General features: G+C 60.6%; 16 protein-coding genes. 9 read left to right on the forward strand and 7 right to left on the reverse strand.

Translation table 11 applies throughout. The features are described from left to right. Positions 1 to 139: 139 nt before the first annotated feature. The 5 genes from D0T11_RS15710 to D0T11_RS15730 all read left to right on the forward strand — a co-directional run bounded on the left by D0T11_RS15710 (position 140) and on the right by D0T11_RS15730 (position 5564). On the forward strand, positions 140 to 745 hold the full coding sequence (locus D0T11_RS15710; RefSeq protein WP_119656756.1) for a hypothetical protein: 606 nt from the start codon (positions 140 to 142) through the stop codon (positions 743 to 745). A 98-nt stretch (positions 746 to 843) separates the two neighbouring features. After that, the gene (locus D0T11_RS15715) at positions 844 to 2754 is read left to right on the forward strand and encodes a patatin-like phospholipase family protein (RefSeq protein ID WP_182888445.1); all 1911 of its coding nucleotides are present in this window, start codon (positions 844 to 846) and stop codon (positions 2752 to 2754) included. 58 nt (positions 2755 to 2812) lie between these two features. Continuing rightward, entirely contained in the window at positions 2813 to 3520 is a 708-nt protein-coding gene (locus D0T11_RS15720) for a peptidoglycan-binding domain-containing protein (protein ID WP_119656758.1), read from the forward strand. 89 nt (positions 3521 to 3609) lie between these two features. Continuing rightward, positions 3610 to 4026 (forward strand): hypothetical protein, encoded by a 417-nt coding sequence (locus tag D0T11_RS15725; protein WP_119656759.1) that lies wholly within the window; start codon positions 3610 to 3612, stop codon positions 4024 to 4026. A gap of 20 nt (positions 4027 to 4046) precedes the next feature. Next, complete coding sequence (locus D0T11_RS15730; protein WP_147374686.1) at positions 4047 to 5564, forward strand: hypothetical protein; 1518 nt, start codon at positions 4047 to 4049, stop codon at positions 5562 to 5564. Positions 5565 to 5695: 131 nt separating this feature from the next. Here the strand turns inward: D0T11_RS15730 and D0T11_RS15735 are convergent, their stop codons facing one another. The 4 genes from D0T11_RS15735 to ettA form a co-directional block, all read right to left on the reverse strand. Beyond that, positions 5696 to 6106, reverse strand: a complete 411-nt coding sequence (locus D0T11_RS15735) for a hypothetical protein (RefSeq protein ID WP_147374687.1) — start codon at positions 6104 to 6106, stop codon at positions 5696 to 5698. Positions 6107 to 6511: 405 nt separating this feature from the next. Further along, positions 6512 to 7108, reverse strand: coding sequence for a hypothetical protein (locus D0T11_RS15740; protein ID WP_119656762.1), 597 nt, complete (start codon positions 7106 to 7108; stop codon positions 6512 to 6514). Between the two features lie 653 nt (positions 7109 to 7761). Next, on the reverse strand, positions 7762 to 9252 hold the full coding sequence (locus D0T11_RS15745) for an amidase (RefSeq protein ID WP_119656763.1): 1491 nt from the start codon (positions 9250 to 9252) through the stop codon (positions 7762 to 7764). A gap of 107 nt (positions 9253 to 9359) precedes the next feature. After that, the gene (ettA, locus tag D0T11_RS15750) at positions 9360 to 11027 is read right to left on the reverse strand and encodes an energy-dependent translational throttle protein EttA (RefSeq protein ID WP_119656764.1); all 1668 of its coding nucleotides are present in this window, start codon (positions 11025 to 11027) and stop codon (positions 9360 to 9362) included. Positions 11028 to 11380: 353 nt separating this feature from the next. On the opposite strand from ettA, the gene D0T11_RS15755 reads away from it, so the two are divergent. From D0T11_RS15755 to D0T11_RS15765, 3 genes are all read left to right on the forward strand, one after another. Continuing rightward, on the forward strand, positions 11381 to 12691 hold the full coding sequence (locus tag D0T11_RS15755; RefSeq protein ID WP_119656765.1) for a DUF349 domain-containing protein: 1311 nt from the start codon (positions 11381 to 11383) through the stop codon (positions 12689 to 12691). A 146-nt stretch (positions 12692 to 12837) separates the two neighbouring features. Continuing rightward, complete coding sequence (locus D0T11_RS15760; RefSeq protein WP_019948259.1) at positions 12838 to 13059, forward strand: DUF2795 domain-containing protein; 222 nt, start codon at positions 12838 to 12840, stop codon at positions 13057 to 13059. 94 nt (positions 13060 to 13153) lie between these two features. After that, positions 13154 to 13897 carry an ABC transporter ATP-binding protein gene (locus D0T11_RS15765; protein ID WP_245990923.1) on the forward strand — a complete coding sequence of 248 codons (744 nt, stop codon included), beginning with the start codon at positions 13154 to 13156 and terminating at the stop codon, positions 13895 to 13897. A 20-nt stretch (positions 13898 to 13917) separates the two neighbouring features. Here the strand turns inward: D0T11_RS15765 and D0T11_RS15770 are convergent, their stop codons facing one another. The 3 genes from D0T11_RS15770 to D0T11_RS15780 all read right to left on the reverse strand — a co-directional run bounded on the left by D0T11_RS15770 (position 13918) and on the right by D0T11_RS15780 (position 17702). Continuing rightward, positions 13918 to 15153 carry an FAD-dependent oxidoreductase gene (locus tag D0T11_RS15770; RefSeq protein WP_119656767.1) on the reverse strand — a complete coding sequence of 412 codons (1236 nt, stop codon included), beginning with the start codon at positions 15151 to 15153 and terminating at the stop codon, positions 13918 to 13920. 176 nt (positions 15154 to 15329) lie between these two features. Next, positions 15330 to 16193: an LOG family protein gene (locus tag D0T11_RS15775; protein WP_119656768.1), complete on the reverse strand. Its 864-nt coding sequence runs from the start codon at positions 16191 to 16193 to the stop codon at positions 15330 to 15332. 249 nt (positions 16194 to 16442) lie between these two features. Beyond that, positions 16443 to 17702, reverse strand: coding sequence for an ABC transporter permease (locus D0T11_RS15780; RefSeq protein ID WP_119656769.1), 1260 nt, complete (start codon positions 17700 to 17702; stop codon positions 16443 to 16445). A 140-nt stretch (positions 17703 to 17842) separates the two neighbouring features. Here D0T11_RS15780 and queA point away from each other — a divergent pair, with 140 nt between their 5' ends. Further along, positions 17843 to 18892 carry a tRNA preQ1(34) S-adenosylmethionine ribosyltransferase-isomerase QueA gene (gene queA / locus D0T11_RS15785; protein WP_119656770.1) on the forward strand — a complete coding sequence of 350 codons (1050 nt, stop codon included), beginning with the start codon at positions 17843 to 17845 and terminating at the stop codon, positions 18890 to 18892. Positions 18893 to 19049: the final 157 nt, after the last annotated feature.

Here is a 19049-nt window from a genome sequence, read left to right on the forward strand (position 1 = left end):
TCTGCTGCCTCCTCGCGTGAAAAGCTCCGACCAAGTGGGCGGCACCTATACTCGGAAGCCCTTTGGCTACCTCATTTGATCGCCTGCTTAGCAGGTGTCGACCAGTTGGTTAGAGCAATTACGCCTACTGCCTCTCATCATGAAAAACGTTGATGATAATCAGGCCTTTAAGCTTTCTTCCTACGAGATGTGGTTTTTTGGCAGCCCAATAACCTTTGGCTTGCTCTGCCTGCTGTCTCTTGGGTGCACAGCCTACTCCCCGGCCAATAGCGTGTATCACAGTTGGCAACTAGCCATCAAAGCTATTTCACTCTTATTTCTGGCCGCCGGCGCAGCTTTCGCGGGTGGTGCTTTTCTCGGATTCCTGTTTGGCGTGCCCAGGGTAGCGCCTCCTGCGGTAATAGGAGTTACTGCCGCAGCCAATACTGCCGAACCCGTGGCCCAACGGGCCACCATTATGACTTCCACCTCCAACTTGGTTGAGATAGCCGATTGGCTCCTGAAGCTATTATTAGGGGCCGGTCTGACTCAATACCACAGTATACTTCACACTATCCTGCGGGTTTCCACTGACCTAGGGGCAGGCCTGGCTATTCCCTTCGATCCTACTCAGCAAGGTGTTGAGCGGGGCGTGGCAATCAGCTTCAGTCTGGCCTATTTCTTCGTGTGGGGGTGCATTATGAGCTATGTGCTGACCCAGGAATGGATGCCGCTGATTCTGGACCGGCGCACCCACAACAACTAGACACTGTAGGCGCGTCGACTGGCCACGACAGTCCGTGTTCATCATCTTCCATTCACTGTCTTCCTGCCATGACTACACCTCCTCCCCCTCCGGTGCAGATGTCTTTTGAAAGCCAACCAGTACGGCCGGCCACTATCATGGTAGAAAGTGCCCCAACTGCGGCTACGGCAGGTGCCACTACGCCCGTGAGCCCGCCTACTCCCGAAACGTTGGCTGAGCCAACGTTTGATATCGGGCTGGTAATGGCCGGAGCTGTTTCGGCGGGGGCCTACACCGCCGGGGTGGTCACGTTCCTGTTCCAGGCCCTGAATGCCTGGTACGACCAGGACCAGCGGCAGCAGGATGGCTGGCCCGATATGCCCCAGCCGCCGCATCAGGTGAAGCTCAAAACGATGGCCGGGGCCTCGGCGGGCGGCATGTGTGCGGCCCTGACGGCGGTGTCAGCGCTGAAAGGCGGTGATACCAGCCAGTTTTACCGGGCCTGGGTAAAGGATATTGATGTGCGTCATCTATTGCGGCCGCACACAGATCCTGCTCCTCCCACGTCGCTGGCAGATTTGCCGAGCCTGCTTAACTGTGACCAGCTGGACCGGGTTGCTCAAGAAGCGATGGAGTTACCCGACCAGCCCCAGTGGCCGGGCTGGCTCGGTAATGACCTGAACTTCTACCTCACCCTGACCAACCTCAACGGCCTGGTATACGAGGTGAAGCAACATAATGGGGCCCTCCAGCGGTTCACCGACCACGCCGACCAGATTCAATACCGATTACTCAAACCAGGTGCTGCGGTACCTGATGTACAAAATACCCCTTCCCTACCATCACTCCGGATTCTGCGCGCCGAGCCGAAAGCCCAGCTTTCTGAGGCTGAACGTGCGACGTGGCAGGAACTGGGAAGAGCCGCGCTGGCTACCGGCTCTTTCCCGGTGGCACTCCGGCACCGGGAACTCCGGTTCGACAAGGAATATTATGAAGAACGCCTCGGGAAAAGGCCCCGGAACCGCCGCGTGCAGTTTGTGTATGCCGGCCTGCCGCAGCCAGCGGGCAAACAGCCGCAGCAGTTACGTCAGCCGCCGCAACCGCCCTACGCCTATCCGGCCCCTTTTCTGTTCGTGGACGGCGGTGTAACGAATAATGAGCCCCTGGAGCTTGTCCGCGTTACCCTCAACCCTGGTGGGAAAAACAGACCCCGTAAGGGCTCCTACGGGCTCCTGATGATTGATCCGTTTCCGGACTCTCCTGCCACCCAAGACTACCAGCCGCTGGAAGGTGGCCTGCACGAAATACTGTCCAAGCTCTTCACCGTGTTCCGTAACCAGGCCCGCTACCGCACGAGCGATTTGTTACAGGCTCTTAACCTGGGAGAATACTCCCGCTTTTCCGTCGCTCCGGTTCGCCGCACGGCCGGTAACGCCGCCCCGGTGTTCCCCAGTCTGGCCAGTGGTTCGGTGTACGCTTTCGGGGGCTTTTTACACGAGCCTTTCCGGGAGCACGATTTCTGGCTGGGCCAGCGCAACTGCCAGCACTTTCTGCGGGAGTGGTTTATGCTGCCCGACACGGCCGATAACAACTGGCTGTTCGCCAACTGGCCCACCGACAAGCGCAAAGAACTGGCTCGCCTCCGCCCCGGCGAAACAGGGCCAGACGCGAAGCTGCACCTACCTATTATTCCGCTGATAGGGGCTAAACTCAATGAAGAAATAGCCATCCCGAACTGGCAGGCCGCCCGAATGCCCGAGGCAAAACTGCGCCAGGAAATTGAACCAAGTCTGGCACGGCACATTGGCTGGCTTACCCGCCTGCTGAAGCAGGACCTGCCCGACAACCCACTGTTCCGACTGGCTTATTCCTGGCCCATTGAGCCCTGGCTGCGAAAAAAAACGATCCGGCTGGTACGAGCCAAACTGTGGCTGGCGCTGCACGAGGATGGCTTGCTGAATCCGGGCCTGAGTAAGGCCGAGGAACAAGTTTGCCGTCAGGATGCCGGGTTACGGAGCCTCCGCTCTTAAACGCCGCGCCACTGGCCTGATGCCTCGGTTCTTCATCCACCTCCTTCCCTTCTAGCTCATGCCTACCGGAACCGACCTTCTGCACCTGGCCGAAACACGCCTCCGCGAGAAGTACGAAAACGTGCTCGTGCCCAAAGACAACGCCCACTGGCACGGTCCCTGGGATTGCGCGGAGTTTGCTTCCTGGGTAGTATACCAGCAAACCCACGTACTCTACGGCTGCGACCTCAATCACGGCAAACCCTCCCTGGTTGATGCCTATTCCGGCTACTGGGTGCGCGATGCGGCGGCCGGGCTGCTTATTGCTACCACCCAAGCGCTGGCCAACGCCATGGCCGGCATTGTACTACTGCGCAAACCGCCCCTACCTGGGCAGATGGGCCATGTAGCCTTGACCGACGGGAAAGGCGGCACGGTGGAGGCCGCCGGCCGGGGCCTTCACGTGCGGCGGGATAAGGTGGAGGGCCGCCTCTGGCACTATTGCGTGCAGATTCCAGGCGTCGCGTACCAGAACACGGGCGTGGTAACACCTTCCAAGCCGCTACCCTTCCTGCTCACGCTCGAACAACCCAACATCAAAAGTGCCCTGGTGGGTAAAGTGCAGCACGCATTGAAGGCCGCCGGCTTCAGCCCCGGAGTGCTCGATGAGGAATACGGACCACACACGGTGGCGGCGGTGGCGGCGTTTCAGGCCCGCAACCGGCTAGTGTCCGATGGTGTAGTGGGGCCGCTCACAGCAAAGAAGCTGGGGGTAGCGTGGCCGTAAAATGGCTACCTCAAGTGCACTCTAAATGCCTCGCCAGATTCTCCTAAAGAATATTTTATACTCTTCTCACTGCCGCAAGCCTCCAACCAATGAAAAATATTGTGCTCGATCTCGCCAAAGGTGAGGTATGGCTGGAAGTCAGAGTGACACCTGCCACCACTGATAAGGATCCGAGACCATGCCATTGGGTTTTCAACATGGATCTGACGGCGACCCGCAACGTAACCAAGGATATTCCACCTATTCAGGACGGCCCCGCCCAGCGTCCGTTAGCAGCGCCCGGGGCGCTAATTGGTTCTACTGCTGCCTGGAATTTACTGATCAACAATCTGGACAAGAACCCTCACACCTATGATGCAGTGGTGCGGATCTACCAGGTAGCACCCGGAGGGCAGGAAACGGATGTCTACGTTTTCAAAAAGAAGGTAGAGTTCGACCCTAGTACCACCGCTGAAGCGAAACCGAATCCGCGTAATCTAAGTGAAGGACTCAAATTCGTACTCTAATGAGAAACGCGACACTTCTCTTGACCACGCTGCTCTTTCTGGGATGGAGTGAGCCGTTTGCCGCCGTAGCCCAAACCAACGATAAGCAAGCCCTCAATGAGCTGTATGGTGACTTTGCGCCGGCTGATCTTACGGCGGCTACCCTGCTGGGGGTGGATGCCAGTAAAGTATCCAAGCCCAGCACCGTAAAAGCACTAAGTGCCAGCCTTGTTCAGCCCGCGAAATCCTTTCCCAAAGTCAGTTCCGGCTTGGCCCTGGAAGTAGCCCCCGTGCTGTTTTTTCCCAATGCGAGAGCCTTGACCGGCACTGAATCCTTAAAGCAATACCAGAATTTCGGCAATGCCCTGCTGCGCAACTGGACCCTTTCAGGTGCCACCGTTAGCGACTCAGCCGGCACCAAGGTAGCGGGCGGGCTGGCGCTAACGCTTTACGACGGCACCGACCGATTGCGGGTCAGTAAGTTCGTCGGCAAACTTAGCCGGGAACTGGATGCTATACAGGCAGGCCATGATTTGAGCCAGCTAACAAGGGCTTCGTCACTGCGCGCATCAGCCTACGCGGATTCATTGTTAGCGAAGAACGGTATTCGGCAGTCACTAGCAGACAAGGCATCCGCTACTAATGCGATATACAAAACGTTGAATACTCGAATTGCGACGCTGGGGGAAACGCCAAGCGATAATGCGCAAATACCAACAGCGACAGAAGTTGAGGAAAGTCAGAAAAAGCTATTGGCACAACTTCAAAAAACCCTGGATTCTTTACAAACTGCCCACCCAAGTTCTACCGATGGATTGCTGCCAAAGCTGGCTGTTGCCGATATTATGACTGGAGCCCGCTTACTGGCCCTACAAGGCCAGCTTATGTATGGCTCTTACCGCGCTCTAAACACCGCGTTGGTTACTCAGACCACGAGCGCCGTGAAGAAAGCAAATGAGGAGTTCGATAGACAGACCTGGAACGCCACTATCATCCAGGTAGGCGTTGGCTCCATATGGGCCAGCACAGCCCAGGAGTGGTCGAGTCTTTCCGCGAATTCAACCGGCTTTTTCGCCCGCATGGCTTTACGGCCGGGCATTGATAGCAAGGGCACTGGTAGCAAAGGCAAAACCCCGCTAGGCTATGCGTTGGCCCACCATGCCTTACTGGTTACAACGTTGCGCTACAATAATTATCATGATCAGCCTCGGTTTGCTGAGCGCAAACCAATGGCGCAAACCGACTCACTCCGTACCCAACTTTGGGTAGGGGCACGCTGGCTGATTGGCAGCCAATACTTCCGGGTTTCCGGCGAGTTTTCGAAGCGTTTCCTCTCTTACTCGCAGGAGGCGAAAGACGGAGCAAATACTGCGGGCCAAACGCTTAGCACTACGTGGAACAGCTACGCGTTCGGAGTTGAAGCCCGTCTGGTTGAGAAGCTTTGGCTGGAATTTGGATTAGGCAAAACCTATCCTCAAGGTCAGCAGAGAGGGCAGGTGTTTGCATTATCCAGCATCAAATACTCTATTCAGAACGGCCAACGTTTTGCAACCCGGTAACGGCCCGCCTGACAACTCATGTTCGGCCTCACAAGAAGCGCAGTCAGATGCTCCTCCCCCAACTCCAGAACGGCCCGCCTCGGAATACTCCGGAGCGGGCCGTTGTTACGGGCATTGCTTCTGAAAACCGACTACAACACCGCCTTGCGGGCCGTGACGGCGGCCACGAAGTCGTCGATTTCGGCGAGGCGGGCGGTGGTTTCGCCTTGTTCCAGCTCGCGGGTGAGCAGCGCTACCGGCCCTACGGAGCCCTGGCGGCTCACCAGCTCGTCGCGGCGGTCGGTGAGGCGGCGCAGGGTGTCTTCGCGCTTGGTCCGGATGACGCTTACGGGCAGCGTGGGGATCAGGGGCGTGAGGTAGTCGATTTCGGCGGCGAGGCTGGCCATTTCGGCACTGACTTCGGTGGCGCTCAGCTCCTTGTTCTCGCGCTGGTAGCCGGTTACCAGCTCGCGCTGCCGGAGTACGCGCTGGCGGTCCTGGGCCAGGGCGAGGGCGGCGTCGCACTCGGCGGGGGTGGTCAATAAAGCAACGGAGTAATTCATAAGGGTAAGGGGTTAAGTGAATTGATAGGCGCTTAACGCTTACCCGTCCGGTTTTAGTATGCTCACTAGCTGATGAAGCTAGTGAGCAAGTCAAAAAGGCGGTCATCCTGCGCGGGCGAAGGACCTTGTCAAGTCCGCGCAACTCGGAAATACGTCGGAATACGCCCGCGTAATAAGGTCCTTCGCCCGCGCAGGATGACCGCTGACCAATAAAGCGGACTTTCTAAACAGCTTCGACATGAAGACCGTCATTCCGAGCCAGGCTGCCGAGGAATCCCGCGTGCTGCCGTTGCAATGGTAACTCAACGTCAGCACGCGGGATTCCTTGGCTGTGGCTCCGCACACTGGCTTGATGCGCCACATGCTCGGAATGACGTTCTCTTTTTACCTGCCCGCCAATTCCCCCTACCCGCCCAGCGCCTCCCGAAGCTGGTCGGCCTCAAATTCCAGGGCGGCGAGGCGCACGGCCAGCAGCGTTAGCTCGGCGGCAGTGGGTGGAGCGGGCGCGGCGGCCGTATCGGCGGTCAGGCGGGCGAGCCAGCGGGCGGCGTGGGCCGGGTCAAAGGCCGGATCGGGGGGCGCGGCGGGGGTAGCAGCCAGCAAATCGGCCCGCAGGCGCACCAGGGCCGCCCGGCGCCGGGCGGCGGCGGCAGTCCGCTGCTGCTGGTTTTCCAGCTCGAAACGGGCGCGAGCCGCCAGGTAGTCGCAGCGGCGCAGGCGGGCGGTCAGCGGCCCGGTGGCGGCCTCACCGTCGCCCGGCAGTGCTTCGGCGGGCCTCACGGGCAACTCCAGCGGCGCACCCGCCCCGTGGGGCAGCGGCAGCAGTTGGGCCAAGGTGAGCAAGCGGCTTTCGGCGCGGGTGGTAAGGCCGCGCCGGCCGGCTTCTACGTGGGCTACCTGCATGGCGGGTACGCCCAGGTAGCGGCCCAGTTCGGCCGGGCTCAGGCTGAAGAAGCGCCGTACTTCGGCCGCTAAATGAGTGGAATAGGCGGGCTGGAGCATACTCGAACCGAATGGATGGGCCAGGAATAAAATAACGGACGCTATACACGTCAGGTATAGTACTGGGATTAAAAAATGAGTTCTATACTTAGCGTGTATAGCACCCGTTATTTTATTTCTGGCCTATACACAGCATCAGAATCAAGCGAACAGCTTCTTTGCGGGGCTTGGAAGGATACTTGTTTTATGACCCCAAACAGTACGTGGCGGTGCCGGTGGCCGCATGCGGGGTACCGTGGGCAGCAGTCCCGCCCCCGTAGTTGAGCCCCCGCCAGCGCACTCCGGGCCGCCGGCAGTTTCCTTAGCACAGCCCGCGTCTCCAAATCCTCTGATGGGGGTAATGCGGTAGGTTGCCAGGGCGTATTCATCGGTGAGGAAACGGTTGAGGAAGGGCAATTTCACCCAGGCCTTTGTAAAGAAAACGCCATTTTCTTTACAAAGACTTTTGAGCCTATTGACGATTAACCGCGGGGCAGGGTGCGGGGCTTGTGCCCGCACCCTGCCCCACTGAGCGTAACCAAGCGTTACTTTTCAATGGCGGGCGGGGACAAGCCCCGCACCCTACGCCGTTTTCATAACCCACTGCGCGAGTGATATAGCACGGCTCTTCATCCACGATGAAAGCTAATTGCCAATAGCTGTCAGCTAAAAGCTCATAAAGCCGGCCGCCGCCCAAACCACGGCCGGGCCTGTTCCAGCTGGCCGGCTACGCGCAGCAGCACGTCCTCGGCCCCCAGCGGCGCTACAAACTGCACGCCGCAGGGCAGGCCGGCGGCGGTCCAGTGCAGGGGCACCGACATGGCGGGCTGGCCCGTGAGGTTGACGAACTGGGTGTAGGGCGTTTTTTCGAGGCTCTGCTCGGCCAGCTGCTCTACCAGGCCCGAGCGGCGCAGGAGTCCACCCAGCCCGAAGGTATTTACCAGCTTGAGTAGTAGCTGCTCGGTGGGTTTGGGTTGCAGCTCCCCGATGCGCACCGGCGGCACGGCCAGGGTGGGCGTCAGCAGCAGGTCGTAGGTGTGGTGGAAGTGGCCGAGGCGGCGGGCGCAGTCGTTCCAGGAGTGGCGGGCGGCGGCGAAGTCGGCCGCCGAGTAGGTGCGACCCAGCAGGCCCAGCAGCCAGGTAGTGGGCTCCACGTCGGCGGGGCGGGCGGGGCGGCCCAGGTGCTGGGCCAGCGCCGCGATATTGGCCCCGGTTTCGCCGAAGTACAGCATCAGAAACGCCCGCGCCACGGCCGGCCCGTCGAAGGGCAGCGGCACTTCCTCCACCTCGTGGCCTAGGCTTTCGAGCAGGTGGGCCGCGTCGCGCACGGCCGTGGCGCACTCCGGGTGCAGAGTTTTGCCACTCAGCGGGTGCTCCAGGCTGAAGCCGATGCGCAGGCGGCCGGGCGGGCGACTCACTTCTTCCAGATACGGACGCGCCGGACCGGGCAGGAAGTAAGGCGCGCCGGGGTCGGGTCCGGCGGTGGCATCGAGCAAAGCCGCGCTGTCGCGCACCGAGCGGCTGAGCACGTGCTCCACGGCCGCGCCCTGCCACTTTTCGCCCTGCTCGGGGCCGGTGGGGTTGCGGCCCCGGCTGGGCTTGAAGCCGAACAGCCCGCAGCAGGCGGCCGGAATGCGGATGGACCCGCCCCCGTCGCCGGCCCCGGCCACCGGCACGATGCCCGCCGCCACGGCCGCCGCCGCCCCGCCGCTGGAGCCGCCGGGCGTGTGGTCCAGGTTCCAGGGGTTACGCGTGGCCCCAAACAGCGCTGGTTCGGTCACGCCCATCAGGGCAAACTCGGGGGTGTTGGTTTTGCCCAGGATGTTGAGGCCCGCCGCCTGCCAGCGCCGCACCAGCTCGGCATCCTGGGCCGGCACGAAGCCTTGCAGCGCCCGGCTGCCGGAGCTGTGCGGTACGCCCGCGTAGGCGGCCCCGAAATCCTTGAGCAGAAACGGCACGCCCCCGAATGGCCCCGCCGGCAACCCCGCCGCAGCCCGCACCGCAGCCGCCTCGTAGAGCGGCCGCACCACGGCGTTGAGGCGCGGGTTCACGGCTTCGGCGCGGGCCACGGCGGCGGCGCACAGTTCGGCGGCCGTGAGCTGGCCCCGGCGCAAGCGGTCGGCCTGGGCGAGGCCATCGAGCTGGTCGTATTCGGCAAAGGTCATGGTTTCGTTTTTCGTTGCTTGTTTTTCGTTATTCGGGCCTGCCGAATGACACCTAAGTGCACCCGACAGGCCCGAATAACGAAAAACAAGCAACGAAAAACGAACCCCTACCCCAAACTCCGGTAGCGCACGCGCTTGGGCTCCACGTCGCCGAGGCGCTTTTTCTTGGCCTCCTCGTAGTCGGAGAAGTTGCCCTCGAACCAGACCACCTGCGAGTCGCCCTCGAAGGCCAGAATGTGGGTGGCCAGGCGGTCGAGGAACCAGCGGTCGTGGCTGATGATGACGGCGCAGCCGGCGAAGTTCTCCAGCGCGTCTTCCAGGGCCCGGATGGCATTCACGTCGAGGTCGTTGGTCGGTTCGTCGAGCAGCAGCAGGTTGGCGCCCTGCTTGAGCGTGGTGGCCAGGTGTACCCGGTTGCGCTCCCCGCCCGAGAGGGAGCCGACTTTCTTCTCCTGGTCGCCGCCCCTAAAGTTGAAGTTGCTCACGAAAGCCCGCGAGTTCACCGCCCGGCCGGCCAGCAGCATCGTTTCGGTGCCGCCCGATATGGTCTCGAACACCGATTTGTTGGGCTCCAGCGTGTCGTGCTGCTGGTCCACGTAGGCCGTTTGCACGGTGGGGCCCACCACGAACGTGCCGGCATCGGGCTGCACCTGGTCGGTGATGAGGCGGAACAGGGTGGTTTTACCGGCGCCGTTCGGCCCGATAATGCCCACAATGCCGCCCTGGGGCAGCGAGAAACTCAGGTTCTCGAACAGCAGCTTGTCGCCGAACGACTTGGTCAGGCCCTCGGCCTCAATCACCTGGGCGCCCAGGCGGGGGCCGTCGGGGATGAAGAGCTCGAGCTTCTGCTCCTTCTCTTTCGAGTCCTCATTAATCATTTTGTCGTAGCCGGCGAGGCGGGCCTTGCTCTTGGCCTGGCGAGCCTTGGGGGCCATGCGCACCCAGTCCAGCTCCCGTTGCAGGGTTTTCTGGCGCTTGCTCTCGGTTTTCTCTTCCTGCGAGAGGCGGTTGGTTTTCTGCTCCAGCCACGAAGAGTAGTTGCCCTTCCACGGAATACCTTCGCCCCGGTCGAGCTCCAGAATCCAGCCGGCCACGTTGTCGAGGAAGTAGCGGTCGTGGGTCACGGCAATCACAGTGCCCTTGTACTGCTGCAAGTGCTGCTCCAGCCAGAGCACCGATTCAGCGTCGAGGTGGTTGGTGGGTTCGTCGAGCAGCAGCACATCGGGCTCCTGGAGCAGCAGGCGGCACAGGGCCACCCGGCGCTTCTCGCCGCCCGAGAGGGTGCCGATGATGGCCTCCTCGGGGGGCGTGCGCAGGGCATCCATGGCGCGCTCCAGCTTGTTGTCGAGGTTCCAGGCGTCGAGCTGGTCGAGGCGCTCCTGCACGGTGCCCTGGCGCTCGAGCAGCTTGTCGAAGTCGGGGTCTTCGCCCCCGAAGGCTTCGTTGATTTCCTCGAACTCCTTGAGCAGGGCCACCGTTTCGGCCACGCCTTCCTCAATCACCTGGCGCACGGTTTTGGCGGCGTCGAGCTGGGGTTCCTGCTCCAGGTAGCCCACCGAGTAACCCGGCGACCATACCACGTCGCCCTGAATCTGCTTGTCGAGGCCGGCAATAATCTTGAGCAGGCTCGACTTACCCGAGCCGTTGAGGCCGAGCACGCCGATTTTGGCCCCATAAAAGAACGAGAGGTAGATGTTTTTGAGAACCTGTTTCTGGGGCGGGTACACTTTCGTGACCCCGGCCATCGAGAAAATAATGGTGGGTTGGTCGCTCATGGGAAGGGGAACTGGAAAACAGATTAGGTAGAATCAGTGGTTGAGGGCAGCCCGGCCGGGGTCGGGCACTTGCGAGTTCCGCGTTGATTTCTATTTTGCATAGTCATCCGGGCCGCCCCCGGGGCCACCAGAACCACGTGGGCGGCCCGTTCGTAGCTTCTGGCAGCAGCATCGCTGCCCACCGGTAACCGGCCCCGCCGCCTGGCGGCGGCAGTTCGCCGGCCAAAGGTAGGTACGGGCTGCCAACATCGCACGGGCCGGGAAAGCGTCATAATTAGCGTACAACCCGTAAACTTGTACATCTTTCCGGTCTGAACCCCTCCTTTCCACCTATTCGCTCCCACTATCTGATTATGGACCCACAAGACCACTTGCTGGCCGAAGCCCGCCGTTATGGCTACATCGAGGGCGACCAGGTGTGGCTTCGCCCCCTGCTCGACCTTCCCGCCCGCCAGGTGGGCCAGGTAAAAGACTCCGCTGACGCCTCCCTCATCTACTTCAGCCAGCGGTTTTCCCTCTTCCGCGCCAAAGTGGAGGATCTGCTCCAAAAAATTGAGGAGTCTGAGAACAAGGGTTCTTTTCTGATGAAAGCCCTGCACCTGCGCGAGCAGGTGGGCAAATACGACGCGCTTGGTGACTTCGCCGGCCTGCACCAGCGTCTCACCGCAGCCGAAGAGGCCATCAGCGTCACCATTGGCCGCAACCGCGAGAAGAATCTGGCCACCAAGCTCGGCCTTATTCAGGAAGCCGAGGCCCTGCGCGACACCTACGACTGGCAGGAAGGCACCGAGAAGCTCAAGGATCTGCGCCAGGGCTGGATCAAGACCGGCCCCGTCGACAAGCACCTTATTGAGGAGCTGGAGGCGCGTTTTCAGGCCGCTACCGACGAATTTTTCGCCCGCAAAAAGGAATTCCTGGCCGAGAAGAAGGCCATGACCAACCGGGTGTACGACCAGTACAAGGACCTGATTCATAAGTCGGAGGGCTTGCAGAACTCCACCGAATTCGAGGACACCACCCGCAAGCTCAAGCAGTTGCAGCAGGCCTGGAAGGACATCGAAGGCACCCTGCCCCGCAAGCAGGCCAACGACCTCTGGACCCGCTTCCGGGCGGCGCACAACCACTTTTTTGAGCGCCTGAAAGTGCACATCGAAACCAAGAAGCGCCAGGAGCAACATACGCCCGGCTCCGGCAGCGGCGAGGATAACCTGAGCCGCAAGCGGGCGCTGGTAGCGGAGGCCCAGGCCCTGCTCACGCGCCCCATGTCGGAAGCCGTAACCCGGGCCAAGGAGTTGCAGGCGGCCTGGAAACAGGTGGGTCCCGTGCGGGGCGAGGAGTCGGACCGGGTGTGGGAGCAGTTTATCCTGGCCTGCGACAAAGTGTTTGAAATGAGTGCCCTGGAGCACTACATGCGCAAACGGCAGCCCGGAGCCGAAGTCAGCGAGGCCGGGGCCGACCAGGCCACGCTCCGGATTCAGGCCCTGCGCGAATTCATCAAGTACGACGAGCAGGAGCGCGGCGTGCTGACCGCCAACCTGAACAAGCTTAGTGAGTCGGCGGCCAATGATGCCTTCCGGAGCATGTTGCAGAGCAAGATTCGGGCATTCGACCGGAAGATCCGCACCAAGAACGACCTGATTGCCATGTACCAGCCGCCGCAGTAGACGGGCTCAACCCTGCGCCGTATCTTACGTTGTCGTCAGCAGGATGCAACCCCGGAACGGTAATGGTGTCATGCCCTCATCATCGGCCGGATTTTTGCTGACGGCGCTTCAACTTTTGACCACTCTTTTTAGTAGCACACACGACTATGTACTGGACTCTGGAACTTGCTTCATACCTGGAAGATGCTCCCTGGCCTGCCACCAAGGATGAACTCATTGATTACTCCATCCGCTCGGGAGCCCCGATGGAGGTGGTAGAAAACCTCCAGGCGCTGGAGGACGACGGTCAGCCCTACGAGAATATCGAGGAGGTATGGCCCGACTACCCGACCAAGGAGGACTTCATGTTCAACGAGGACGAGTACTAGCGTTTAGTTGATAGTGCTTCGTTGTTAGTGCTTAGGGGAGAGTGAACTGGCTTTGCTACCCCGCTGATAACATTTATTTGAAGCACTAACCACTATGCACGAAGCACTACAGATAAACAACCTGATTGCGGGGTATGGACGACGAGTCCTGCTCCGCAATTTGTGTTTTACGGTGCCCGGGGCGGCCTTTGTGGCCGTGGTAGGCCACAACGGCTGCGGCAAAACCACCCTGTTGCGTGCCCTCACCGGCCAGTTGCCCTACGAAGGCACTGCCCGGGTCATGGGCCAGGATTTGCGCACCGTGCGGCGGCCGGCGGCCAGCGGCTTGCTGGCGCATTTGCCCCAGCGGGCCAGCGTGGAGTTCTCGCTGCCCGTGCGCGAGCTGGTGGTCATGGGCCGCTTCCGCCACCACCGCTTCCTGGGGGCCTATTCCGCCCACGATTACGCCCGGGCCGATGCGGCCCTGGCCCAGGTGGGGGCCAGCCACCTCGCCCACCAGGATTTTACGCTGCTCTCGGGCGGCGAGCAGCAGCTGGTGTGGCTGGCCCAGCTCAGCCTTCAGGATGCGGCCCTCTACCTGCTCGATGAGCCCACCCAGCAGCTCGACGTGTACTACCGTCGCCGGGTGTTTCAGCTGCTGCTGCGCTGGGTGCAGCAGGAACACAAAACCGTGCTCTGCATCACCCACGACCTCGACAACCTGGCCGAGCTGCCCGGCTACCTGCTCAACCTCTCCCGCCCCGAACCCACGTTGCAGGTACTTTCAGCCGCCCTGGTCGCTACCGAACGCGCTTTTCTGGAAAGTGAGGAAAGTTTGGCTCACCCGGAGAATGAGTGAATGAGTGCGAAGAGCCTCAGTCATTCACCGCGCTGCCCCGGGCGGCGGCGCACCAAATGCCAGATGGAGCGCAGAAAGGGCCAGGGCGTGACGGAATTCATGATCTGGAGGTTTTCCAGGGGCGTAGTGCGCTCATCCAGAAAGCGAAAAATGCGCTCAACCGGGTTACGAGTGAACAGTTGCTGGAAGATGTCGCGCACCGATTCGCCGCGCCGCTGCATGATGTCCAGCAGCAGCGTATCGAACAAAGGAAACTGCCACTGATCGGTAGTGGGGTTGGCGGGCGGGTGGCCCGAAGCAGCCAGGGCCGCCACGAGGTGGGCAGAGTGGCGCTGAATGCGGGCGAAGGTGTAGCCAGTGCTCGGTTTGGCCCGGCCGGCGCGGGTGCCCAGGTTCAGGATGCGGGCACTCACGCGCGCGGGCAGCGGGTGGCTGGTCATGGGGATGGAGCCACTTTCGCGCCCCGTTATGCGGTAGCGCTGGCCCGACAGGTGCTGGGTCAGGTACTGCCGCAAGGCCTCATCGTACTCGGCGGGAGCCAGCAACTCGGGCGAAAACACGGTGAACTCGACCAAGGCCCGGCGCGGGCTGAAGGGCAGCGAATACACGAACCGCACCTGCTGGTGCTGCTCGATGTCGAAATCCATGAACTGCATAGTCGACACGTCGAAGGTGTCCTCGTCCGTTTCGATCTCCCATCCCACGAAATGTTGCTGTAAGTATAGATGCCGCCGGGGATCGGGAGCCAGTTTGGGGAGCCGGCTATCGAAGGCATACCGGGCTTGGAGCTGGGTACCGTCGGCCAGCGTTGCCAACACGCGGGCCTGAGAGCCTGACAATACTTCCTGTAAGCCGGTTACCCGGCCCACGAGGCGCACAAACTGTGTGGGCCGCTCGTCCAGGGTCCGGTACACGAGCTGGTAAAAGTCCAGGCTCCGCAGCATTCGGTAGCGGTATTGGCCCAAAGCAATACGCCGCGTTAGCTGGGGAGTGCGGAACATCATGTGGTTCCATTGGTGCGCAATAATGGCCTCATACGGGCTAGGCTCATCGGACCAGAAGCGCCAGGTACGGTCGTTGCGCGGGCTTTCTTCCGGCTCAACCAGCACCACCCGCTTGCCGGCCAGGCGGGGCTCCTGGCTGATATGATAGGCCAGACTCAGGCCCGCCGCTCCCCCGCCCACAATCAGGTAATCGTAGTCGCGGATCAGGGCGGACTCTTCGGGCGGGGCAGACGGAGCAGGCGGGCGGGGCATGGGCGATAAGCGGGAATTCGGGCCGGAAAACCCGACCAAACTACAAACAAAAAAGCCGCTCCCGAAGCAGCGGCTTTTCTTGCCTGACTTACTAAAATGCCGGAACGAAGACCTGCTTCACCCTACGGCCAGTCAAAAAATCAGCGAAATCACGCGTATTCAGCCCTAATCAGGGCTTAGAAGTTGGGCGAGAGCAGGTACTTGTTGTAGAAGTCGTCGATGATCTTCACCGCGTCCTCCGACGTGTCGACCAGCTGCACCAGGTCCATGTCCTCGGGCGAGATGTTGTGCTCGTCCTCCAGCATCACCTGCTGAATCCAGTCGAACATGCCCTGCCAGTACTTGCTGCCCACCAGCACGATGGGGAAGCGGCCGATTTTCTTGGTCTGAATCAGGGTAATGGCCTCGAACAGCTCGTCGAGGGTGCCAAAGCCGCCGGGCATGCCGATGAAGCCCTGGGCGTATTTAACGAACATCACCTTGCGGACGAAGAAGTAGTCGAAGTTGATGATTTTGTCGGGGTCGATGTAGATGTTGTTGAACTGCTCGAAGGGCAGCTCAATGTTGAGGCCCACCGACTTGCCGCCCTCGGAGTGGGCGCCCTTGTTGCCGGCCTCCATAATGCCGGGGCCGCCGCCCGTGATAACGCCGTAGCCGTGGCGCACCAGCTTGGCCGCAATTTCCTCGGCCATCTGGTAGTACGGGTTATCGGGCTTGGTGCGGGCCGAGCCGAAGATGGATACGCAGGGACCGATTTTGGACATCTTCTCGAAGCCCTCCACGAACTCGGCCATCACCTTAAAGATCTGCCAGGAGTCGGCAATCTTGATTTCGTTCCAGTCCTTGTCCACAAAAGCCTGGCGGATGCGCTGCTCGTCGTCGAGCTGCACGGTCCGCTCGCCGTGGGTTTGCTCCCGGATGTCGCTGATGGTTTTCACCTTGTTATCATTGACGTTGGGCTGCATGATGGTCTGGCCGCTACCGGCGTTCAAAGCCTCATCCGAGGCTTTGGTTCTACTGTTTTTTTTGAGCTTCGACATAGGAGCTGCGGGTGAAAAACGGGCGCGGACCGGCCCGACGGCCTAAGGCAGGCGCGCCAGGGTGGGAACAGTCCGCACCGGGGTACATGGTAAGAAAATAGCAAAAAGAAAGCCGCCTCACGGAAGAGAGGCGACCCCAGGTAGCGACTCGCAAGATAACAATTTGTTAACACACGACCACTCCGGGGGCACTCAATAAAAATTGTCATCCTGGGCCGGGCGCAGGCCCTTACCCGCCTGCCGGCTCCCTTATTTCGCCCGGATGGCAATAACGGGGTCGAGGTTGGCGGCCAGCACGGCCGGAATGATGCCCGCCAGCACCCCAATCACCACCGATACGGTGAGGCCCAGGGTGATATTGCCGGCCGACAGGAACAGGGGCAGCGCGTCCTGGGGCACCAGCGTAATCAGGTACACCAGCAGAATACCGGCGGCTCCGCCCAGCAGGCACAAGAACACGGCCTCGAACAGAAACTGGAACAGGATGAAGTAGTTTTTGGCTCCCAGCGACTTCTGAATTCCGATGATGTTGGTGCGCTCCTTCACCGACACGAACATGATGTTGGCAATGCCGAAGCCCCCCACCAGCATGGCAAACGAGCCGATAACGCCGCCTGCTACGCCCAGAATAGAGAACAGGCCGGAAATGGCATTCGCCAGCATTTCGGGCCGGTTGAGGGCAAAACTGTCGTCTTCTCGGGGTTTGAGGCCCCGGATATTGCGCATCAGCCCCTTGATTTCATATTCCAGATCGAGCAGGCCGGGGTCGTCGGCGCGGCCTTTGATGCCGATGGTGGCCCCCACCCCGCCGCCGGAGCCCTGGCTCATGGCGAAAATCTTGCTGAAGGCCCCGAACGGGATGATGCAGTTGTTGTCGTTGCCGCTGATACCGAGCACGCTCTTACCGGCCTTTTCCATCACCCCAATCACCACGAAGCGCATCCCCCGGGCCTTGAACTGTTGGCCGAGGGCCGAGCCATTGGGAAACAGGTTTTTGGCAATATCGGCCCCGATGATGGCCACGCCCCGGGCTCCGTCCGTTTCCTGGGGGGTGAAGTAGCGGCCGGTCACTACCGGCACATCGGAGATTTTGCGGAAATCGTAGCTCACGCCCTGGAGCATGGCGTCGCTCACGCTGTTGGAGCCGGCTTTGAGGGTGTTGCCCTGGTTGTTGGCGAAAATGGCAATACCCTGGCTGTTGGGTCCAAGCTGCTTTTGCAGCTGCCGGTACTCGCGCACGGTGGGCACGGGCCGGTTGAAAAATTTCCACCACGGAAAATTCGACTCGAACACCCAGGGCCACTTATCCACGTAAATCACCTTGTCGCCCACGAAATTCATACTGTCGCGGATATTTTTCTCCAGCGAATCGACCACCGTGAACACGGCGATAATGGCAAAAATGCCCACCGTAACGCCCAACAACGATAGAATGGTGCGCAGCAGATTGGATTTGAGGGCTTGCCACGCGAAGCGGAAGCTCTCCAGGGTCAGGCGCAGGGCTTTCATAGGAACCGGGGTTGAGCGGAGGGCGTAAGAGGGGCAATAAGCAGATTTCGGGCGAAAAATAACGATTAATCCCCCAAAGCTGCGTAATTTCGCGGTTCGATTTTTTTCCTAGGTTCCCCTCCTATTGCCCTGTCTGGCCCATGAAGCTTTCTGAGTTCAAATTTGAATTGCCTGAAAATCTGCTGGCACAGCATCCCGCCAAAAACCGCGACGAGTCGCGGCTCATGGTGCTGCACCGCGACAGCGGCAAGATCGAACACCGTATGTTCAAGGACATTCTGGAGTATTTCGATGAGGGCGACGTGTTTGTGGTCAACGACACGAAGGTGTTCCCGGCCCGCCTGTTTGGCAACAAGGAGAAGACCGGGGCCCAGATTGAAGTGTTTCTGCTCCGCGAGCTGAACAAGGAGATTCACCTCTGGGACGTGCTGGTAGACCCGGCCCGCAAAATCCGGGTGGGCAACAAGCTCTACTTCGGCGAGTCGGACATGGTAGCCGAGGTGATTGACAACACCACTTCGCGCGGCCGCACCATCAAGTTTCTCTACGACGGCCCCGATGAGGACTTCTACAAGGCCCTCTACAACCTGGGCGAAACGCCCATCCCGAAGGACTTCATTTCCCGCGACACCGAAGCGGCCGATAAGGAGCGCTACCAGACCATTTACGCCAAGAACATTGGGGCCGTGGCCGCGCCGTCGGCGGGTCTGCACTTCACCAAAGAGGTGATGAAGCGCCTCGAAATCAAAGGCATCGATGTGGCGTCGGTGACGCTGCACGTGGGCCTGGGCACCTTTCGCACCGTCGACGTGGAGGACCTGACCAAGCACAAGATGGATTCCGAGAACTTCATGGTGCCCGCCGAAACGGCCACGATGGTCAACAAGGCCCTCGACGCCAAGAAGCGCGTGTGCGCCATCGGCACCACTTCCATGCGGGCCATGGAGTCGTCGGTTTCGGCCCACGTGCGCCTGAAGGGCAACGAAGGCTGGACTGACCGGTTCATTTTCCCGCCCTACGACTTCAAAATCGCCAACGCCCTGCTCACCAACTTCCATACGCCGGAGAGCACACTGATGATGATGGCCTCGGCTTTCGCCGGCCACGAGTTGCTGATTGAGGCCTACAAGCTCGCCATCAAGGAGAAGTACAAGTTCTTCAGCTACGGCGACGCCATGCTGATTATCTAGCGCTTCGCACTTAGAGTCTATCCGAATAGGAGTTAAAGAAGTGGTACTTTCGCGGCATGGCCACGACGCAAGAATTCACGATTTCCGATACGCTCTGGGCGCGCCTCTCGCCCCTGCTGCCCGTGCACACGCCCAAACCTCATCCGCTGGGCCGCCA

The organism is Hymenobacter rubripertinctus, from assembly GCF_003583925.1.
Lineage (GTDB): Bacteria > Bacteroidota > Bacteroidia > Cytophagales > Hymenobacteraceae > Hymenobacter > Hymenobacter rubripertinctus.